Genomic DNA, 15,019 nt, shown 5'->3' on the forward strand with positions numbered 1-15,019 from the left:
GGGCTTGCTTGTCCAGCCCGACAGCTGGATTTGGGAGGCAAGTTCCGTGGGTTGAGCCGGGTGTTGCCCCAAAGCCCTCTATGCGGCGCGGGATTTTAGCCCAGGCTCCGAGAGGGGCGGCCCATGCCGCCCCCGGGGATTCACCCCCTTCATCCCCCTTCACCCGGTTTCACGGCCCTTGCGCAGCGTTGCGCGCATGGCGTCGATGGACACATGGGTCTCGGCCGCCATCGTCAGCCGCGGCGCCGCCTTGAAGGCGTGGCCGAAGACGAGCTCCACCGTCAGCGCAAGCCGGCCTTCGCCGTCGCGCAGCGTTTCCAGCTGCGCCAGCAGTGCCGCCTTCCACTTGCGACCGCGCAAGCCGGCGAAGCGCGCGGGCGCCAGGTTGCCGCCCAGCGCCCGCAGGTCGGCCAGCAGGCTTTCGGGCGTGGCCCAGGTCAGGCGCAGCCGCTGCTGGTCCATGACGGGGTCGGCAAAGCCGGCCTTGAGCACCAGGTCGCCGATGTCATGCATGTCCCACCAGTCAGGCGCCGGCCGGCCCCAGCCGGCGCGCGCATACAACGGCCGCAGTTCGACGAAGCTGTCCGGGCCCAGGCAGGAAAACATCACAAAGCCGCCGACCGCGACGCTGGCCTGCCAGGTGTCGAGCAGCTCCGGCAGGTCGGCGCAGGCATGCAGGGCCATGTTGGACCACAGCAGGTCGACCTGGGGCAACGCTGGCAGCGAATCGACATGACCGGAGGAGGCGCCACGCAGCTTCTGCCACCAGTTGCGCTGGCGCTTCTCGGCCGCGCGAGCCGCCAGCGCCGTGTCGGCTTCATGCCACAGCAACTCCGCGCTCGGGTAAGCCAGGCGCAGCAGCTCGCCACTGGCGCCCAGGGCCGGCGATGCGTCCAGCACGCGGTTCGGCTGCAGCTTGATATAGGTCAGGCGTTCGGCCATGCGCCCGGCGACCTCGTCGTGCAACCACGGCGGCTGCGCAGCGGCCGCGAGGCGGCGCGCCTGGTGGCGAACGGCGGCGGCGTCGAGGTCCTGGGGCCGCGGCCCCTTGTTTGAAGTAGGGGTCGAAGCCGGTTCACTCATGGAGCGGTCAGTATATTGAGCCGATGCCCGAGCGCTCCCTGTCGGCAACGAAGCCTGCTCTGATCGAGAAAGTCCTGCTGCGCTGCGCCGGCCAGTGCGCCGTCTGCCGCGCCTGGAGCCACCAGACCATCTGCGAAGCCTGCCTGGCCCTCTACGCACGCCCGCAGCCGCGCTGCTGGACCTGCGCGGCCAGGCTGCCCATCGAATTGACCGGCAGGCCCCGCCCCCAATGCGGGCGCTGCCTGCACGCGGCACCACCGCTGGACCGCGCCGTGGCTGCGCTGGACTACCGCTTCCCCTGGGACGGCTTGCTGCAGCACTTCAAATACCACCAGGCCCTGGAACTGCGCGAGAGCCTGCTGGAGCGCCTGAACACGGCGCTGACCGCGGCCGAGGTCGACGCGCCAGACTGGCTGCTGCCCGTGCCGCTGTCGAACGACCGCCTGCGCGAGCGCGGCTACAACCAGGCACACGAGCTGGCCAAGGCGCTGGCGCGCCGGCGCGGCCTGCGCTGCGAGCCGGAGATGCTGCTGCGGGTACGCCACAACGCTGCCCAAGCCAGCCTGAGGCTGGAGGCGCGCGCAGCCAATGTGCGCGGCGTCTTCGCCGTCGAGCCGCTGCGCGCGGCGCAGTTGCGCGGCACCAGCGTCGCGCTGGTCGACGACGTGATGACCAGCGGCGCGACGCTGTTCGAGCTGGCCCATGTGCTGCTGCAGGCCGGCGCGATGAGCGTGCAGGCCTGGGTCATTGCGCGCACGCCCGAGCCGGGAGGTGAGTGAAGCCGGCGGGATACTCCTGCCCCATGTTCCATATCGTCCTCGTCCAGCCGGAAATTCCGCCCAACACCGGCAACGTGATCCGCCTTGCTGCCAACACCGGCTGCAGCCTGCACCTGATCGAGCCGCTGGGTTTCTCGATGGAGGACAAGTTGCTGCAGCGCGCGGGGCTGGACTATCACGAGTACGCCCGCGTGCAACGCCATGCGGACTGGGCGGCCTTCCTCGCGGCCGAGTCGCCCGGCCCGGCGCGAATGTTCGCCTTCACCACGCGCGGCAGCCGGCCTTTTGGCGAGGTCGCCTGGCAGCCGGGTGACTACCTCGTTTTCGGCAGCGAGACGGCCGGGTTAGCGCCGGCACTGCGAGAAAGCTTCCCCGTCGAGCAGCGCGTGCGCCTGCCGATGCGCGAGGGCCAGCGCAGCCTCAACCTGAGCAACAGCGTGGCGGTGGCTGTGTTCGAAGCCTGGCGGCAGAACGACTACGCGGGTGGCAGCTGACAGTGCACTGGTTGCAGCAAAGGGGCGACGAGCAAGCACCCGACCGGCCCTATTCCAAGGTTGGCTTCTTTGCCCCACGACGAGCGCCCACCAGTCTGCCTGATACCCAGCGAAGAACTGGAATGGCTGCCCAGACACTGGCTGCAAGGGCTATCAGCAGTCCAAAGCCCATCAAGGTCTTCCCTGCCAAGGAACCTCCGAGGAAGACTGCGGCGACGGCAAAGGCCATGTAGCCCAACCACACCGCGCCACCCACGAGAACCCGATCAACAGACGAGGCAATCGAGTCGAGCAGGCCAACAGGTGGCACTTGCTCGGGCAGGCCATCAGCGCCGCAGCGCGGGCACATTGCCCCGTCTTCCGGAATTTCATTTCCGCACTGTGCGCAGCTTCTGACCATGCCGCGCCCTACTCCGCCCGCGCATCGCGGCTCATCAGCCGCTCCACCGCCTCACCAACGCGCAGCCGCCCGTCCAGCAAAGCCACCATGGCCTCGGTGATCGGCATCTCGACGCCGGCTTCGCGCGCACGCGCCAGCACCGTCGGCGCGCTGTAGACGCCTTCGGCCACATGGCCCAGCCTGGCCAGGATGTCCGGCAATGCAAGCCCCTGCGCCAGCATCAGGCCGACGCGGCGATTGCGCGACAGGTCACCGGTGGCGGTCAGCACCAAGTCGCCCAGGCCCGACAGACCCATGAAGGTCTCGGCCTTGGCGCCCAGGGCCAGGCCCAGGCGCAGCATCTCGGCCAGGCCGCGCGTGATGACGGCGGCGCGGGCGTTCAGCCCGGGTGCATCAGGTGCGGCGCCGGAGAGGCCGTCACAGACGCCCACGGCAATGGCCATGACGTTCTTGACCGCGCCGCCGACTTCGACGCCAACCGGATCGTTGGACGTGTAGACGCGCAGCCTGTCGCCATGAAAGGCATCGACGGCGGCCTGGGCGAGGTCGACATCCTCGCTCGCCGCAACGAGGGCCGTGGGCCGCCCGGCGGCCACCTCCTGCGCAAAGCTGGGGCCAGACAGACTGCCCACGCGCATCGCCGGCTGCAACTCGCGTGCGATCTCATGGCCGAGCCGCCCAGTGCCGGCCTCGAAGCCCTTGCACAGCCACAGCACGCGCTGCGTGGATGGCAGGACGGCGAGGGTTTCGCGCAGGCCGGACATCGGCGTCGCGACGATGGTCAGCCCGTCGGCGGCGTGCGCAATGGCTGCGGCGCGGTCGCCGGTCAGGCCGAGCGCGGCGGGCAGTTCGCCGTCGGGCAGATAGGCCGCGTTGCGGCGGCTGGCCCGCATTTGTCCGATGGCAGTTGCGTCACGGCCCCACAGGCTCACGTCATGGCCGGCGTTGGCCGCCTGGATGGCCAGGGCCGTGCCCCAGGCACCGGCGCCGAGAACGCTGATCTTCATCGTCGTCATGCGCAGAAGTGTCACCCAAGTAAAACGCCCCGCACGGAGCGGGGCGTCATCACGAGGCGAGCCTCGATGCTCAGTTGACGGCCTGGCCGCCCTGGGCTTCGCGCTGGGCCTGCTGGGCCTCGAACATGGCCTGGAAGTTCACTTCCGTCAGCAGCACCGGCGGGAAGCCGGCGCGGGTGCAGACGTCGGACACGATGGCGCGCAGATAGGGGTAGACCATCTGCGGGCAGACGATGCCCAGGATGCCTTCGAGCTGGTCCTGCGGCACATTGCGGATCTCGAAGATGCCGGCCTGCTTGGCTTCGACCAGGAACAGCGTCTTGTCGCCGACCTTGGTGTTGACCGTGGCCGTCACGCAGACCTCGAAGATACCGTCGGTGACGTTCTCGGCCGACAGCGTCAGGTTGATGTCGACCTGGGGCTGCTGCTGCTCCAGCAGGATGTGCGGCGCATTGGGCTGCTCCAGCGACAGATCCTTCAGGTACATGCGCTGGATCTGGAACACGGGGGTGCCTTCGGGGGCGGCTTGGATCTCGTCGGCCATGGGATTCTTTCTAGCGAAGCGTCAAACAAAAGCCCGCAGGCGGCGTGCTGCGGGCGGTGGCTGGATTATGGGCGAGGCCTCGTGACAAGCCGATCGGGCTTGCCCGGTGTTGAAATCAGGCCAGAACGCCCAAAGCGACCCTTCAGGCCGCTTGGAGCAAGGGCAGCAAGCCGCCCTTCTGGTCGAGGGCGATGAGGTCATCGCACCCCCCGACATGGGTGTCGCCGATGAAGATCTGCGGCACGGTGCGGCGGCCCGTCCTGGCCATCATCTCCTGGCGTTCGCCCGGGTTGAGGTCGACGCGGACCTCGTCGATCTGCTCGACGCCGCGTTGCTTGAGCAGCATCTTGGCGCGCACGCAGAACGGACAGACCAGGGTGGTGTACATCTTGACGGCAGCCATCTCAATCTCCTTCAGCCGCAAATCTGCCTACGCAGATTTCTGCCCAATGAAAGGCAGAAAAAGTCGGTTGGGCGAAAAACCGCTCACGCGCTTTTTTCCACCGGCAAATTCGCCTCCCGCCAGGCCTTGAGGCCGCCGGCCAGCACCTGGGCCTTGTCATAGCCCAGCTTGCGCAGCATGCCCGCGGCGCGGCCGGCGCGTGCGCCGGTCGGGCACACCAACACCAGCGGCAGGGCCTTGTTGGACGGCAAGGACTTGTGGCCCTCGATCTGGCCAAAGGGGATGTTGCGCGCGCCGACGGCATGGCCCTTGGCAAACTCTTCGGGCTCGCTGACATCGATCAGCACGCCCTTCTCGCGGTTGATCAGTTGCACCGCCTGGGCGGGGGCGAGGCCGCCGCCCTGTGCACCCGACATCAGCATGGGCCAGAGCAACAGGCCACCGGACACAAGTGCGGCGACGAGCAGAAACCAGTTCTCGATCAGGAAGTTCAAGCAAGCATCCCGTGTAATTCAACGAAGCCGGCGATTATCGCTGGGTCGGATAATCCGCCGCTTCCCACCACCTCAGCGCGCCTTGCCCCATGTACAARCTCGTCCTYATCCGCCACGGCGAATCGACCTGGAACCTGGAAAACCGCTTCACCGGCTGGACCGACGTGGACCTGACGCCCACCGGTGTCGAGCAGGCCAAGACGGCCGGCCGGCTGCTGAAGGAAGCGGGCTATGACTTCGACATCGCCTACACCTCGGTGCTCAAGCGCGCCGTGTGGACGCTGTGGCACGCCCTGGACCAGATGGACCGCACCTGGCTGCCGGTGCGCCACGCCTGGCGCCTCAACGAGCGCCATTACGGCGGCCTGCAGGGCCTGAACAAGGCCGACATGGCCAAGCAGTACGGCGACGAGCAGGTGCTGATCTGGCGCCGCAGCTACGACACACCGCCGCCGGCGCTGGAAGCGACCGACCCACGCAGCGAACGCAGCGACCCTCGCTACCGCGGCCTGGACGCCGAGGACATTCCGCTGACGGAATGCCTGAAGGACACGGTCGCCCGCGTGCTGCCCTTCTGGAACGAGACCGTCGCGCCCGCCATCAAGGGCGGCCAGCGCGTGCTCATCGCCGCCCATGGCAACAGCATCCGCGCGTTGGTGAAGTACCTCGACAACATCGCCGACGACGCCATCGTTGGCGTCAACATCCCCAACGGCATCCCGCTGGTCTATGAGCTGGACGAGAACCTGAAGCCGATCAAGAGCTACTACCTGGGCGACGCCGAAGCCGCCGCCAAGGCGGCTGCCGCCGTGGCCAATCAGGGCAAGGCCTGATCCACCTCGGCCAGCACCTCCTCCACGCTGGCCCAGCCGGGCCAGTACTGAAGCAGCTTGACCGTCGGCCCCCACGGCGCCCAGACCGCGGGATCGGCCGGCCCCCAGGGGGTGAGCAGCCGTGCGCCGACGCCGGCGGCGATGTGGCCCGGCCCGGTGTCGTTGGAGACGACGATGCCGGCCATCTGCAGCAACGCGGCGTAGATGCCCAGGCCCACGCCTTCGAACCGCACCACGTCAGGGTAGAGCTGGCGGGCACCCTCCAGCTCGGTCGGTCCCGGCACCATCACGATGCGGCGCCCCGCCGCATTCAGGCGGCGCACGAATTCCGGGAAAGCCGGCCAGGTACGGTCCAGGAACTCGGTTTTCCCGTTGGCGAACGGGCAGATCATCACGTAGCGCCCCGGCGCGATGCCTTGCCCCGCCAGCAGAGCCGCGGCCCGCTCCCGCTGGGCCTCGCTGACCTGCAGGCCGATGGCCGGCGGAGGCGGCTCGTCGATGCCGAGGAAGTCGCAGGCCAGTTCCCAGTATTCGACCAGCGTGTGCCGCCCCGGGCGCCGCGGGTGACCACGGCGCATCAGCCAGGTGCGCCCCTCCACCGCATGGCCCTCGGCGCGCAGGCCGGCCAGTCGCGCGTCCAGCGCCGCTGAAAACGCGTAGGGAAAGAGCAGCGTATTGGAGCGCCGGTCGAATCCGGGGTCTTGCGCACGCAGCTGCCGCCGCAGCGCGCGCAACTGCGCCACGCGCTCGCCGAGCCTCTCGGGCCGCACATGGACGCGCCAGCCTTCCGTCTCCAACAACCCGCGTGCCCAGCTCTTGCCGACCAGTTCAAGGCGATAGCCGTGGCTTTGCAGCAGCCGCAGCGCCGGAATGCTCAAAACCGTGTCGCCAACGAAGTTGCGCAGACGGACGATCAACGGTCGGGCTTCTATCATCAGCGATTCTTTACAAGTGACGCGGGATTCTCCCTGCGCAGGCCCGCTCTCCATGCCCGAGATCACCCTGCCCTACTCAGCCAAAGTGATCGCCATCCATGACGCCGCCCTGGTAGCGGAGTCGCAGTGATCCCGCCACGCTTCGCAGCCAATCTCGATTGGCTCTACACCGAGCACGCCTATCTCGACCGGCCGGCGGTGGCACGGGCCGACGGCTTTGCCGCCGTCGAGCTGCAGCAGCCGCATCTGCATGACCGCCCACCGCTGACGGCCGCGCTGGCGGGGCTGAAGGTCGTCCTCATCAACGCCCCTGCCGGCGACTGGGCCGTCGGCGAGCGCGGCTTCACCGCCCTGCCCGGCCGCGAGGCCGAGTTTCGCGACGCGACGCTGCGCGGCCTGGACTTGGCCGACCGCCTTGGCGCGGCCCGCGTGCATCTTCTGTCAGGCTTGGCCGAGGACACGCCCGAGCACCGCTCGACCTGGCTGGCCAACCTCGGCTGGGCCGCCGAGCAGTCCCCCCTGCCCCTGGTCGTCGAGCCCATCAACCGCCGCGACATGCCCGGCTATTTCCTGCATCGCCAGGCCCAGGCGCTGGAGCTCTTGGCGGCGCTGGACACGCCACGCGTGCAACTGCAACTCGACCTCTACCATTGCCGCGTCGCTGAAGGTGAATCACTGACACATCTGGCGCGCGCGCTGGACCTCGGCGTGCTGGGCCATGTGCAGCTCGCCGGCGTTGCCGGGCGGCATGAGCCCGAGGCCGGTGAATTCGCGGCAGAGCTGGCCCTGCTGGACGCGCGTGGCTGGCAAGGCGTTGTCGGCCTGGAATACCGGCCCCGTGGCAATACGTCGGCCGGCCTGGCCTGGCTCAGCCCAGCTTCGCGCTGATCACGCCGCGCAGCATCGCACCAAGGGCGCGACGGTCCTGGCCGGTCGTCATCACGCTGGGCAGGATCTGCACATCAATGCCCAGCCCCTTGGCCGAAGCAATGCGCCACAGGCTCTCAACCAACGTCGTGTCGCCAATGAAGCGCGCCGACGAGCTGAAGCGCTCGCCGGGCTCGTGCCACCGCAGCACGACGGGCAGCACCGGGGCATCGACCGACACCGCCGCCTGCAGCAGGTTGGCGTGGAAGGGCAGCATCTCGGGCCCGGCGCCCGTGGTGCCCTCGGGGAAGACGGCGACACAGTCGCCCGCCTGCAGGGCTGCGGCCGTCTGGTGCACGACACGCAGCGCATCGCGCTTGCTGGCGCGCTCGATGAAGAGCGTGCCGGCGCCTTCGACGAGGGCGCCGACCACCGGCCAGTGCCTCACGTCCGCCTTGGACACGAAGCGCGCCTGCGGCAGCACCGCGTGGACGCCGGCGATGTCCAGCCAGGAGATGTGGTTGGCCACCATGAGATGACCCGTCGGCAAGGCCTGGCCCTGAGACTTCAGCGCGATGCCGAGGATGCGCAGCGTCTTGAGCGACCACCACTGGATCAGCCCATGCCGCTCGGACGCCGTCAGCAGCTCGAAGCGGCGCTTGACGATCCACAGGCCGTGCAGCACATGCGGCACAAGGCGCGTGAGGCGCCAGGTGGCGATCAGGGATCTCATTCAGCCTCCCGCCGGGCCGCCCCTAGGGAGGCTGCACCCCCTCGGGGGGCAGCGTGCGAAGCGCGCGTGGGGGCCGTCATCCTTCGTAGGCGACGTGGCCGGCGACAAGGGTGCAACGCACGCGCGCGGGCAGCTCGAAACCGCTGGAGGCGAAGGCAAACGGCGTGTGCTTGCCCTGGCTGGCCAGGGCGTCGGGCGTGACGGACCAGCTCGCCGCCGCGTCGAACACGCAGACATCGGCGACGCCACCTTCCACCAGGCGACCGGCGCTGGCGGACAAAGAGCCGAGTGCGCTGCCCAGCACCCGCACCGGTTCGGCCGTCACGACGGCCAGCGCGCGCTGCAGCGGCAGCTTGGAATCCTGGGCCCAGCGCAGCGCCAGGCTCAGCAGCAGCTCCAGGCCCGTCGCGCCCGGCGTGGCCTCGGCAAAGGGCACAGCCTTCTCGTCGGTCGTCACGGGCATGTGGTCGGACACCAGCGCGTCAATAGTTCCATCGGCGAGGCCCGCGCGCAGCGCATCGCGATCACGGCCTTGGCGCAGCGGCGGCGTCAGGCGCATGGCCGAATCAAAGTAGCCGATGTCGACGTCACTGAGGTGCAGCGAATTGATGGACACGTCCGCCGTGACGGGCAGGCCCTCGCGCTTGGCCGCGCGCACCAGCTCGACGCCGGCGGCGCTACTGAGGCGGCAGATATGGACACGGGCGCCCGTGGCGCGGACCAATTCAAAAATGGTGTGCAGGGCCACCGTCTCGGCGCTGACCGGCACGCCGGACAGGCCCAACCGCGTCGCAACCGAGCCGCTGGCCGCGACGCCACCGCCGAGATAAGCGTCCTGCGGGCGCAGCCAGACCGTGTAGCCATAGGTGGCGGCGTATTGAAGCGCCCGGCTCAGCACCAGCGTGTCCTTGATCGGCACCTCGGCCTGCGAGAAGCCGATGCAACCGGCTTCGGTCAGTTCGGCCATCTCGGTGAGTGCCGTGCCGTTCAACTGGCGCGTCAGCGCGCCGAGCGGGAATAGGCGGCAGCGACTGAGCTTGCGGGCGCGGAACTTCAGCATCTCGACAAGACCGGGCTCGTCGAGCACCGGRTCGGTRTCRGGCGGGCAGACMAGGCTGGTCACGCCGCCMGCSRCGGCYGCGGCSAGTTCGCTTTCGAGCAGGCCTTCATGCTCGTGCCCGGGCTCGCGCAGCCGGGCGCACAGGTCGACGAGGCCGGGCGCGACGATGAGGCCGCTCGCGTCAACCGTGCGGTCAGCACCGAAGTCAGCCACGGCGCCCAGATGCACGATGCGGCCGTTCGCGATGGCGACGTCGCCGATGCGGTCGAGATTGGACGCCGGGTCGATCAGTCGGCCGCCTTTGATCAGGATCTTCATGCTCATGCCTCGTTGCCAGCCAGGATGGCCATGACGGCCATGCGCACCGCGATGCCGAAGGTGACCTGCGGCAGGATGACGCTGCTCTTGCCGTCGGCCACTTCGGACGCGATCTCGACGCCGCGGTTGATGGGCCCCGGGTGCATGACGATGGCGTCGGGCTTGGCCAGGCGCAACTTGTCGGGCGTCAGGCCGAAGTGCTTGAAGAACTCGCCGCTGCTGGGCAGCATGCCGCCGTTCATGCGCTCGTTCTGCAGGCGCAGCATGATGATGACGTCGGCGTCCTTCACGCCTTCGGCCATGTCGTGGCAGACGCGCACGCCCATGTCGCGCAGGTCGCCGGGGACCAGGGTCTTGGGGCCCACCGCGCGGATCTCCGGCACGCCCAGGATGTTGAGCGCGTGGATGTCGCTGCGAGCGACGCGCGAGTGAACGATGTCGCCGACTATGGATACGGTCAGGTTGCGGAAGTCTTTCTTGAAGTGCCGGATCGTGTACATGTCCAGCAGCCCTTGAGTCGGGTGGGCGTGGCGGCCGTCGCCGGCGTTGACAACGTGCACGTGCGGCGCGCAATGCTGGGCGATCAGGTGGGGCGCGCCGCTCTCGCTGTGGCGCACGACGAACATGTCGGCGTGCATGGCGCTGAGGTTGGCCACCGTGTCCAGCAGCGTCTCGCCCTTGGCCGTGGAGCTGCGCGCGATGTCCAGGTTGATGACRTCGGCCGACAGGCGCTTGGCGGCGATCTCGAAGGTGGTGCGGGTGCGGGTGCTGTTCTCGAAGAACAGGTTGAACACCGACTTGCCGCGCAGCAGCGGCACCTTCTTGACCTCACGGTCGTTGACCGAGAGGAAGCTGCCCGCGGTGTCCAGGATCTGCTCCATGACCGCACGCGGCAGGCCTTCGGTGGACAGCAGGTGGATCAGCTCGCCGTGCTTGTTGAGCTGGGGGTTGCGTTTGGAAAGCATCACTTCACCTCAAAGGCAAATCGGCCCCCGTCGGCGCGCGCGAGGCGCAGGCTCTGGTCTGCGGCGAGCGTGACGCGGGCCGCAGAGAACGCCGGCTCGATCGGCAGCTGCCGCCCGCCGCGGTCCACCAGCACCGCCAGCTGCACGCTCGCCGGGCGGCCGAAGTCGAACAACTCGTTGAGCACGGCCCGCGTCGTGCGGCCGGTGTAGAGCACGTCGTCGATGAGCAGGATGTCGCGGCCGTTGACGTCGAAAGGCAGCGAGGTGTGGTCGGCCTTGGCCAGGCCGCGCGAGCCGAAGTCGTCGCGGTGCAGCACGCTGGAGATGGTGCCGGCGTCGGCCAGGCCCAGGTCGACGGCCAGCCGCTCGGCCAGCCAGGCGCCGCCGCTCCAGATGCCCACGAGGGCGGTGTCGGCAGTCAGCAGTCGCTGCACGCCGCGCCTGAGCTCGAGGTAAAGGCCTTCAGCGTCCAGCTTGAGGTCACTCATGGGTGTTCCCGGAAAAATTGTTCAAGGATGAGGGCAGCCGCTGCGGCGTCCACGTCGTGCGCGCCTTCAGCCTCGGCTTCGACGCTGGTGTAGCGCTCGTCCACTTCGAAGACCGGCAGGTGATGGCGCCCGGCCAGCCGGCGACCGAAATTCTGTGCCTTGGCCGTCATCTCGTGCGGCGCGCCGTCGGGGTGGCGCGGCACGCCGATGACGAGGGCGTCGGGCTGCCAGGTCTTGACGAGGGCGGCAATCGCGTCGAAATCGCCACTCCTGACCGTGGCACGCGGCTCGGCCGAACCGAGCAAGCGCGTGCCCGAGGCGACGCCGATGCGTCGAGTGCCAAAGTCAAAAGCAAGAAAGATCTGATGCGACGGCGCCAACGCCGCCATCATGCGTGCCCCGCGTCCGAGCTGAGCATGCGTGGGTCCACGCCCAGCAGGGCCAGTGCGCGCTCGTAGCGCTGCTCCACCGGCGTGTCGAAGATGATCTCGGGCGCCGCGTCCACCGTCAGCCAGCCGTTGCGGCCGATTTCCTCTTCGAGCTGGCCCGCGGCCCAACCGCTGTAGCCGAGCGTGACAAAGATCTTCCTGGGGCCGGCGCCGTTGGATAGCGCTTCAAGCACGTCGCGGCTGGTCGTCATCTCCAGGCCGCCGGGCACGGCCAGCGTCGCGTTGTAGTGGCCACCCTCTTCGTCCAGCGGCTCGTGCAGCACGAAACCGCGGTCGGTCTGCACCGGGCCGCCATAGAAGACGGGGCTGTCGGCCAGCGGTTCGGCCGGTGGGCTGAGCTCGACCTTCTCGAACAGATTGCCCAGCGTCAGAGAGATGGGTTTGTTGATGACGAGGCCCAGGGCGCCGTTGTCGTTGTGCTCGCAGAGGTAGACCACGGTGCCTGCGAAGGCCTCGTCGGCCATGCCGGGCATGGCGATGAGGAATTGGTTGGTCAGGACGATCCGGTCGGCGGGCATGGCGGCATTTTATTCTGGCCGCTTTGCGCTTCAGCGCTTTATCGCCCGGGAGACTGGTGCTTGCCGAGGTCGCCCAGCCTGGGCGGGCGCGCAAAGACCTTAATCTGCGCCCATGCCTGCTCACCTTGACCGCGCTCTTGTCTGGTTTCGCCGCGACCTGCGCGCGGACGACCAGGCCGCGCTGTATCACGCGCTGCGCAGCGCGAAACAGGTCTTCTGCGCTTTCGTCTTGGACCGCGACATCCTCGACGCCCTGCCACGCGCGGACCGACGCGTCGAGTTCATCCTGGGCGCGCTGCAGGTGCTGGACGAGGACCTGGGCAAGCTCGGCGGGGCGCTGATCGTGCGGCATGGCTTTGCGGCGGACGAGATCCCGCGCCTGGTGGCCGAGCTGGGCGCGCAGGCCGTGTTCACCAACCACGACGACGAACCGCAGGCGCTGATACGCGACGCGCTGGTGGCCGACCTGCTGAAGCCCTTCAATGCCGAGCTGCGCACCTTCAAGGACCACGTCATCTTCGAGCGCGGCGAGGTCATGACGGCCGCGGGCGGGCCGTACAGCGTGTTCACACCCTACAAGAACGCCTGGCTGCGCAAGGTGGATGAGTTCTATCTGGGCAGCTATCCCATCGAGCGGCATGCGCATGCGCTGGCGAAGAGCAAGCTGGCCACTGAGATCCCCAAACTCGAAGAAATCGGCTTCAAGCCCGCCGGGCTGACCGAGCATGTCGGCCAGGGCGTCCGCGGCGCCGAGGCGCTGCTGGAGGACTTCCTGAACCGCATCGACGCGTATGACAGCAGGCGGGACTTCCCGGCGATGAAGGGGCCGAGCTATCTGAGCGTGCACCTGCGCTTCGGCACGGTGTCGATCCGGCGCCTCGCGCGCATCGCGCACCAGCGGATGCTGGGCGGCGAACATGGCGCCGAGGTCTGGCTGTCAGAACTGATCTGGCGCGACTTCTATCACCAGGTCATGCACCACCACCCGCATGCGATGACGGCGGCCTTCAAGCCCGAGTACGACGCCATCCGTTGGGAGACCGGCGCTGAAGCCGACGCGCTGTTCGCCGCCTGGTGCGAGGGCCGCACCGGCTACCCGCTGGTGGACGCCGCCATGCGCCAGCTCAACCAGACGGGCTATATGCACAACCGCCTGCGCATGGTGACGGCCAGCTTCCTGACCAAGGATCTCGGCATCGCCTGGCAACGCGGCGAGGCTTATTTCGCGCAGCAGCTGCTGGACTTCGACCTCGCGGCCAACAACGGTGGCTGGCAATGGGCCAGCAGCAGCGGCTGCGACGCCCAGCCCTATTTCCGCATCTTCAACCCGGTGAGCCAGAGCGAGAAGTTCGACGCGCAGGGCCGCTTCATCCGCCGCTACTGCCCCGAACTGGCGGAGCTGCCGGCCAAGACCATCCACGAGCCCTGGACGCGCGCGCCGCTGCAGATGCAGGGCAGCGTCTACCCGCGCCCTATCGTCGACCACGCCATCGCACGGGAGCGCACGCTGGCCCGCTACGCCGTCGTCAGGCGATGAACGGAGAGCAAAAAGGTCAGCCTGCGGTCTTGCGCGGGTGACGAATGCTTCAGCGCGGCGGCTTCAGAACAGCTCGACGTCGCTGAGCTGTGCCGATTCCTGGATCACGCCGCTGGCCACCAGGGCCGCGTAGTTGTGGACCTGGTTGCGGCCATGGCCCTTGGCGTGATAGACCGCCTTGTCGGCGCGCTCGAAGGCATCGGCTGGCCCGTCGCCCGGGCGCACCTCGGTGAAGCCGATGCTGACGGTGATGCGGCCCACCTGCGGGAAGGCGTAGCGTTCGGTGTTCAGGCGCAGGCGCTCGAAGGCCTCGCCCGCGTGGATCTCCTCGTCGCAGCGCATCAGCACGACGAACTCCTCGCCGCCGAAGCGATAGAGCATGTCGTGAAAGCGGAAAGAGCCGCGCATCAGGCGCGACAGCAACAACAGCACTTCGTCGCCGATCAGGTGCCCGAAGCGGTCATTGACGGTCTTGAAGTGATCAATGTCGATCACGCCGAGCACATAGTGTTGGATGGCCGTCTCGTGGCGACGGTCCTCGGCCTCGTGCGTCACGTCGGCACGCGTCGGGATGTCCGACAGCACCTTCAGGAAGCTCTCGTCGAAGGTCTTGCGGTTCAGCAACCCCGTCAGCGTGTCACGCTCGGAGTAGTCGAGCAGGCCCTGGAAGTTGTGATAGATCCGCAGCACGCTGCTGACCATGCGCTGCGCGCCCGTGCCCAGGCGCCGCGTGGACAGGATCTCGATGACGCCGATGACGTCGCGGTCGGTGGCGATCGGGAACAGATACAGCCACTGGCCGCCCTGGGCCACCTGGGTGACGCTGCGGCTGCGCATGGCTTCCAGGCGCAGCGGATGGTCGGTCGCCTTCGGCAGCGCACCAGGCTTGGCCCACAGCGGGTCGGCCGACGCGACCGCATCACCCGCGCGCAGATGGGCACGGGTCAGCCAACGTTCGTCGCCCGGCTCGCCGACGCTGCGGTAGATCGCGACGGACTCGGGCTCCAGCAGGTCACGCAGCGCCATGACCAGGGTGACGTCCATGACATCCCGGTCACGAAAACCGGTCAGTTCAGCAAGATGGTCGACAACCTGGGACATGG

Annotated in this window: 18 protein-coding genes; 5 read left to right on the forward strand and 13 right to left on the reverse strand. The window is 68.3% G+C overall.

Going from position 1 to position 15,019, the window contains the following annotated elements:
* Nucleotides 1-159: 159 nt before the first annotated feature.
* A complete protein-coding gene (locus tag ACXJKM_RS18810) occupies nucleotides 160-1,083 on the reverse strand; it encodes a biotin synthase (protein WP_457324491.1) in 924 nt (307 codons plus the stop codon).
* Nucleotides 1,084-1,106: 23 nt separating this feature from the next.
* Between ACXJKM_RS18810 and ACXJKM_RS18815 the strand changes: the two genes are divergently transcribed.
* The gene (locus ACXJKM_RS18815) at nucleotides 1,107-1,862 is read left to right on the forward strand and encodes a ComF family protein (protein WP_457354303.1); all 756 of its coding nucleotides are present in this window, start codon (nucleotides 1,107-1,109) and stop codon (nucleotides 1,860-1,862) included.
* Nucleotides 1,863-1,885: 23 nt separating this feature from the next.
* Nucleotides 1,886-2,356, forward strand: a complete 471-nt coding sequence (gene trmL, locus ACXJKM_RS18820) for a tRNA (uridine(34)/cytosine(34)/5-carboxymethylaminomethyluridine(34)-2'-O)-methyltransferase TrmL (protein WP_056199419.1) — start codon at nucleotides 1,886-1,888, stop codon at nucleotides 2,354-2,356.
* Between the two features lie 408 nt (nucleotides 2,357-2,764).
* On the opposite strand, the gene ACXJKM_RS18825 is transcribed toward trmL, so the two are convergent.
* The 4 genes from ACXJKM_RS18825 to ACXJKM_RS18840 form a co-directional block, all read right to left on the reverse strand.
* A complete protein-coding gene (locus ACXJKM_RS18825; RefSeq protein ID WP_056199422.1) occupies nucleotides 2,765-3,763 on the reverse strand; it encodes an NAD(P)H-dependent glycerol-3-phosphate dehydrogenase in 999 nt (332 codons plus the stop codon).
* Nucleotides 3,764-3,842: 79 nt separating this feature from the next.
* On the reverse strand, nucleotides 3,843-4,316 hold the full coding sequence (secB, locus tag ACXJKM_RS18830) for a protein-export chaperone SecB (protein ID WP_056199425.1): 474 nt from the start codon (nucleotides 4,314-4,316) through the stop codon (nucleotides 3,843-3,845).
* A 142-nt stretch (nucleotides 4,317-4,458) separates the two neighbouring features.
* Nucleotides 4,459-4,719: a glutaredoxin 3 gene (gene grxC, locus ACXJKM_RS18835; RefSeq protein ID WP_457326074.1), complete on the reverse strand. Its 261-nt coding sequence runs from the start codon at nucleotides 4,717-4,719 to the stop codon at nucleotides 4,459-4,461.
* An 83-nt stretch (nucleotides 4,720-4,802) separates the two neighbouring features.
* Nucleotides 4,803-5,213 carry a rhodanese-like domain-containing protein gene (locus ACXJKM_RS18840; protein ID WP_056199428.1) on the reverse strand — a complete coding sequence of 137 codons (411 nt, stop codon included), beginning with the start codon at nucleotides 5,211-5,213 and terminating at the stop codon, nucleotides 4,803-4,805.
* An 89-nt stretch (nucleotides 5,214-5,302) separates the two neighbouring features.
* Here ACXJKM_RS18840 and gpmA point away from each other — a divergent pair, with 89 nt between their 5' ends.
* Nucleotides 5,303-6,046, forward strand: a complete 744-nt coding sequence (gene gpmA, locus ACXJKM_RS18845; RefSeq protein WP_457326075.1) for a 2,3-diphosphoglycerate-dependent phosphoglycerate mutase — start codon at nucleotides 5,303-5,305, stop codon at nucleotides 6,044-6,046.
* On the opposite strand, the gene ACXJKM_RS18850 is transcribed toward gpmA, so the two are convergent.
* Nucleotides 6,031-6,963, reverse strand: a complete 933-nt coding sequence (locus tag ACXJKM_RS18850) for a glycosyltransferase family 9 protein (RefSeq protein ID WP_056199435.1) — start codon at nucleotides 6,961-6,963, stop codon at nucleotides 6,031-6,033. The two genes, gpmA and ACXJKM_RS18850, sit on opposite strands and share 16 nt — an antisense overlap.
* Nucleotides 6,964-7,107: 144 nt before the next feature.
* Between ACXJKM_RS18850 and ACXJKM_RS18855 the strand changes: the two genes are divergently transcribed.
* On the forward strand, nucleotides 7,108-7,869 hold the full coding sequence (locus tag ACXJKM_RS18855) for a hydroxypyruvate isomerase family protein (RefSeq protein WP_457354306.1): 762 nt from the start codon (nucleotides 7,108-7,110) through the stop codon (nucleotides 7,867-7,869).
* Here ACXJKM_RS18855 and ACXJKM_RS18860 read toward each other — a convergent pair.
* The 6 genes from ACXJKM_RS18860 to ACXJKM_RS18885 all read right to left on the reverse strand — a co-directional run bounded on the left by ACXJKM_RS18860 (nucleotide 7,850) and on the right by ACXJKM_RS18885 (nucleotide 12,379).
* A complete protein-coding gene (locus ACXJKM_RS18860; RefSeq protein WP_056199441.1) occupies nucleotides 7,850-8,581 on the reverse strand; it encodes a lysophospholipid acyltransferase family protein in 732 nt (243 codons plus the stop codon). The genes ACXJKM_RS18855 and ACXJKM_RS18860 overlap by 20 nt on opposite strands.
* Nucleotides 8,582-8,657: 76 nt before the next feature.
* Nucleotides 8,658-9,959 (reverse strand): dihydroorotase, encoded by a 1,302-nt coding sequence (locus tag ACXJKM_RS18865; RefSeq protein ID WP_457354308.1) that lies wholly within the window; start codon nucleotides 9,957-9,959, stop codon nucleotides 8,658-8,660.
* 2 nt (nucleotides 9,960-9,961) lie between these two features.
* Nucleotides 9,962-10,924, reverse strand: coding sequence for an aspartate carbamoyltransferase catalytic subunit (locus ACXJKM_RS18870; protein WP_056199446.1), 963 nt, complete (start codon nucleotides 10,922-10,924; stop codon nucleotides 9,962-9,964).
* Nucleotides 10,924-11,412: a bifunctional pyr operon transcriptional regulator/uracil phosphoribosyltransferase PyrR gene (gene pyrR / locus ACXJKM_RS18875; RefSeq protein ID WP_056199449.1), complete on the reverse strand. Its 489-nt coding sequence runs from the start codon at nucleotides 11,410-11,412 to the stop codon at nucleotides 10,924-10,926. Before pyrR ends, ACXJKM_RS18870 begins: the two co-directional genes overlap by 1 nt.
* Entirely contained in the window at nucleotides 11,409-11,804 is a 396-nt protein-coding gene (gene ruvX / locus ACXJKM_RS18880; RefSeq protein WP_457354310.1) for a Holliday junction resolvase RuvX, read from the reverse strand. Before ruvX ends, pyrR begins: the two co-directional genes overlap by 4 nt.
* A complete protein-coding gene (locus ACXJKM_RS18885; protein ID WP_056199455.1) occupies nucleotides 11,801-12,379 on the reverse strand; it encodes a YqgE/AlgH family protein in 579 nt (192 codons plus the stop codon). The genes ruvX and ACXJKM_RS18885 overlap by 4 nt, the downstream gene beginning before the upstream one ends.
* Nucleotides 12,380-12,491: 112 nt before the next feature.
* Between ACXJKM_RS18885 and ACXJKM_RS18890 the strand changes: the two genes are divergently transcribed.
* Nucleotides 12,492-13,916: a cryptochrome/photolyase family protein gene (locus ACXJKM_RS18890; protein ID WP_457354312.1), complete on the forward strand. Its 1,425-nt coding sequence runs from the start codon at nucleotides 12,492-12,494 to the stop codon at nucleotides 13,914-13,916.
* Nucleotides 13,917-13,979: 63 nt separating this feature from the next.
* Here ACXJKM_RS18890 and ACXJKM_RS18895 read toward each other — a convergent pair whose 3' ends face one another.
* Nucleotides 13,980-15,017: a GGDEF domain-containing protein gene (locus tag ACXJKM_RS18895; RefSeq protein ID WP_056199460.1), complete on the reverse strand. Its 1,038-nt coding sequence runs from the start codon at nucleotides 15,015-15,017 to the stop codon at nucleotides 13,980-13,982.
* Nucleotides 15,018-15,019: the final 2 nt, after the last annotated feature.

The organism is Roseateles sp. P5_D6 (assembly GCF_054049415.1).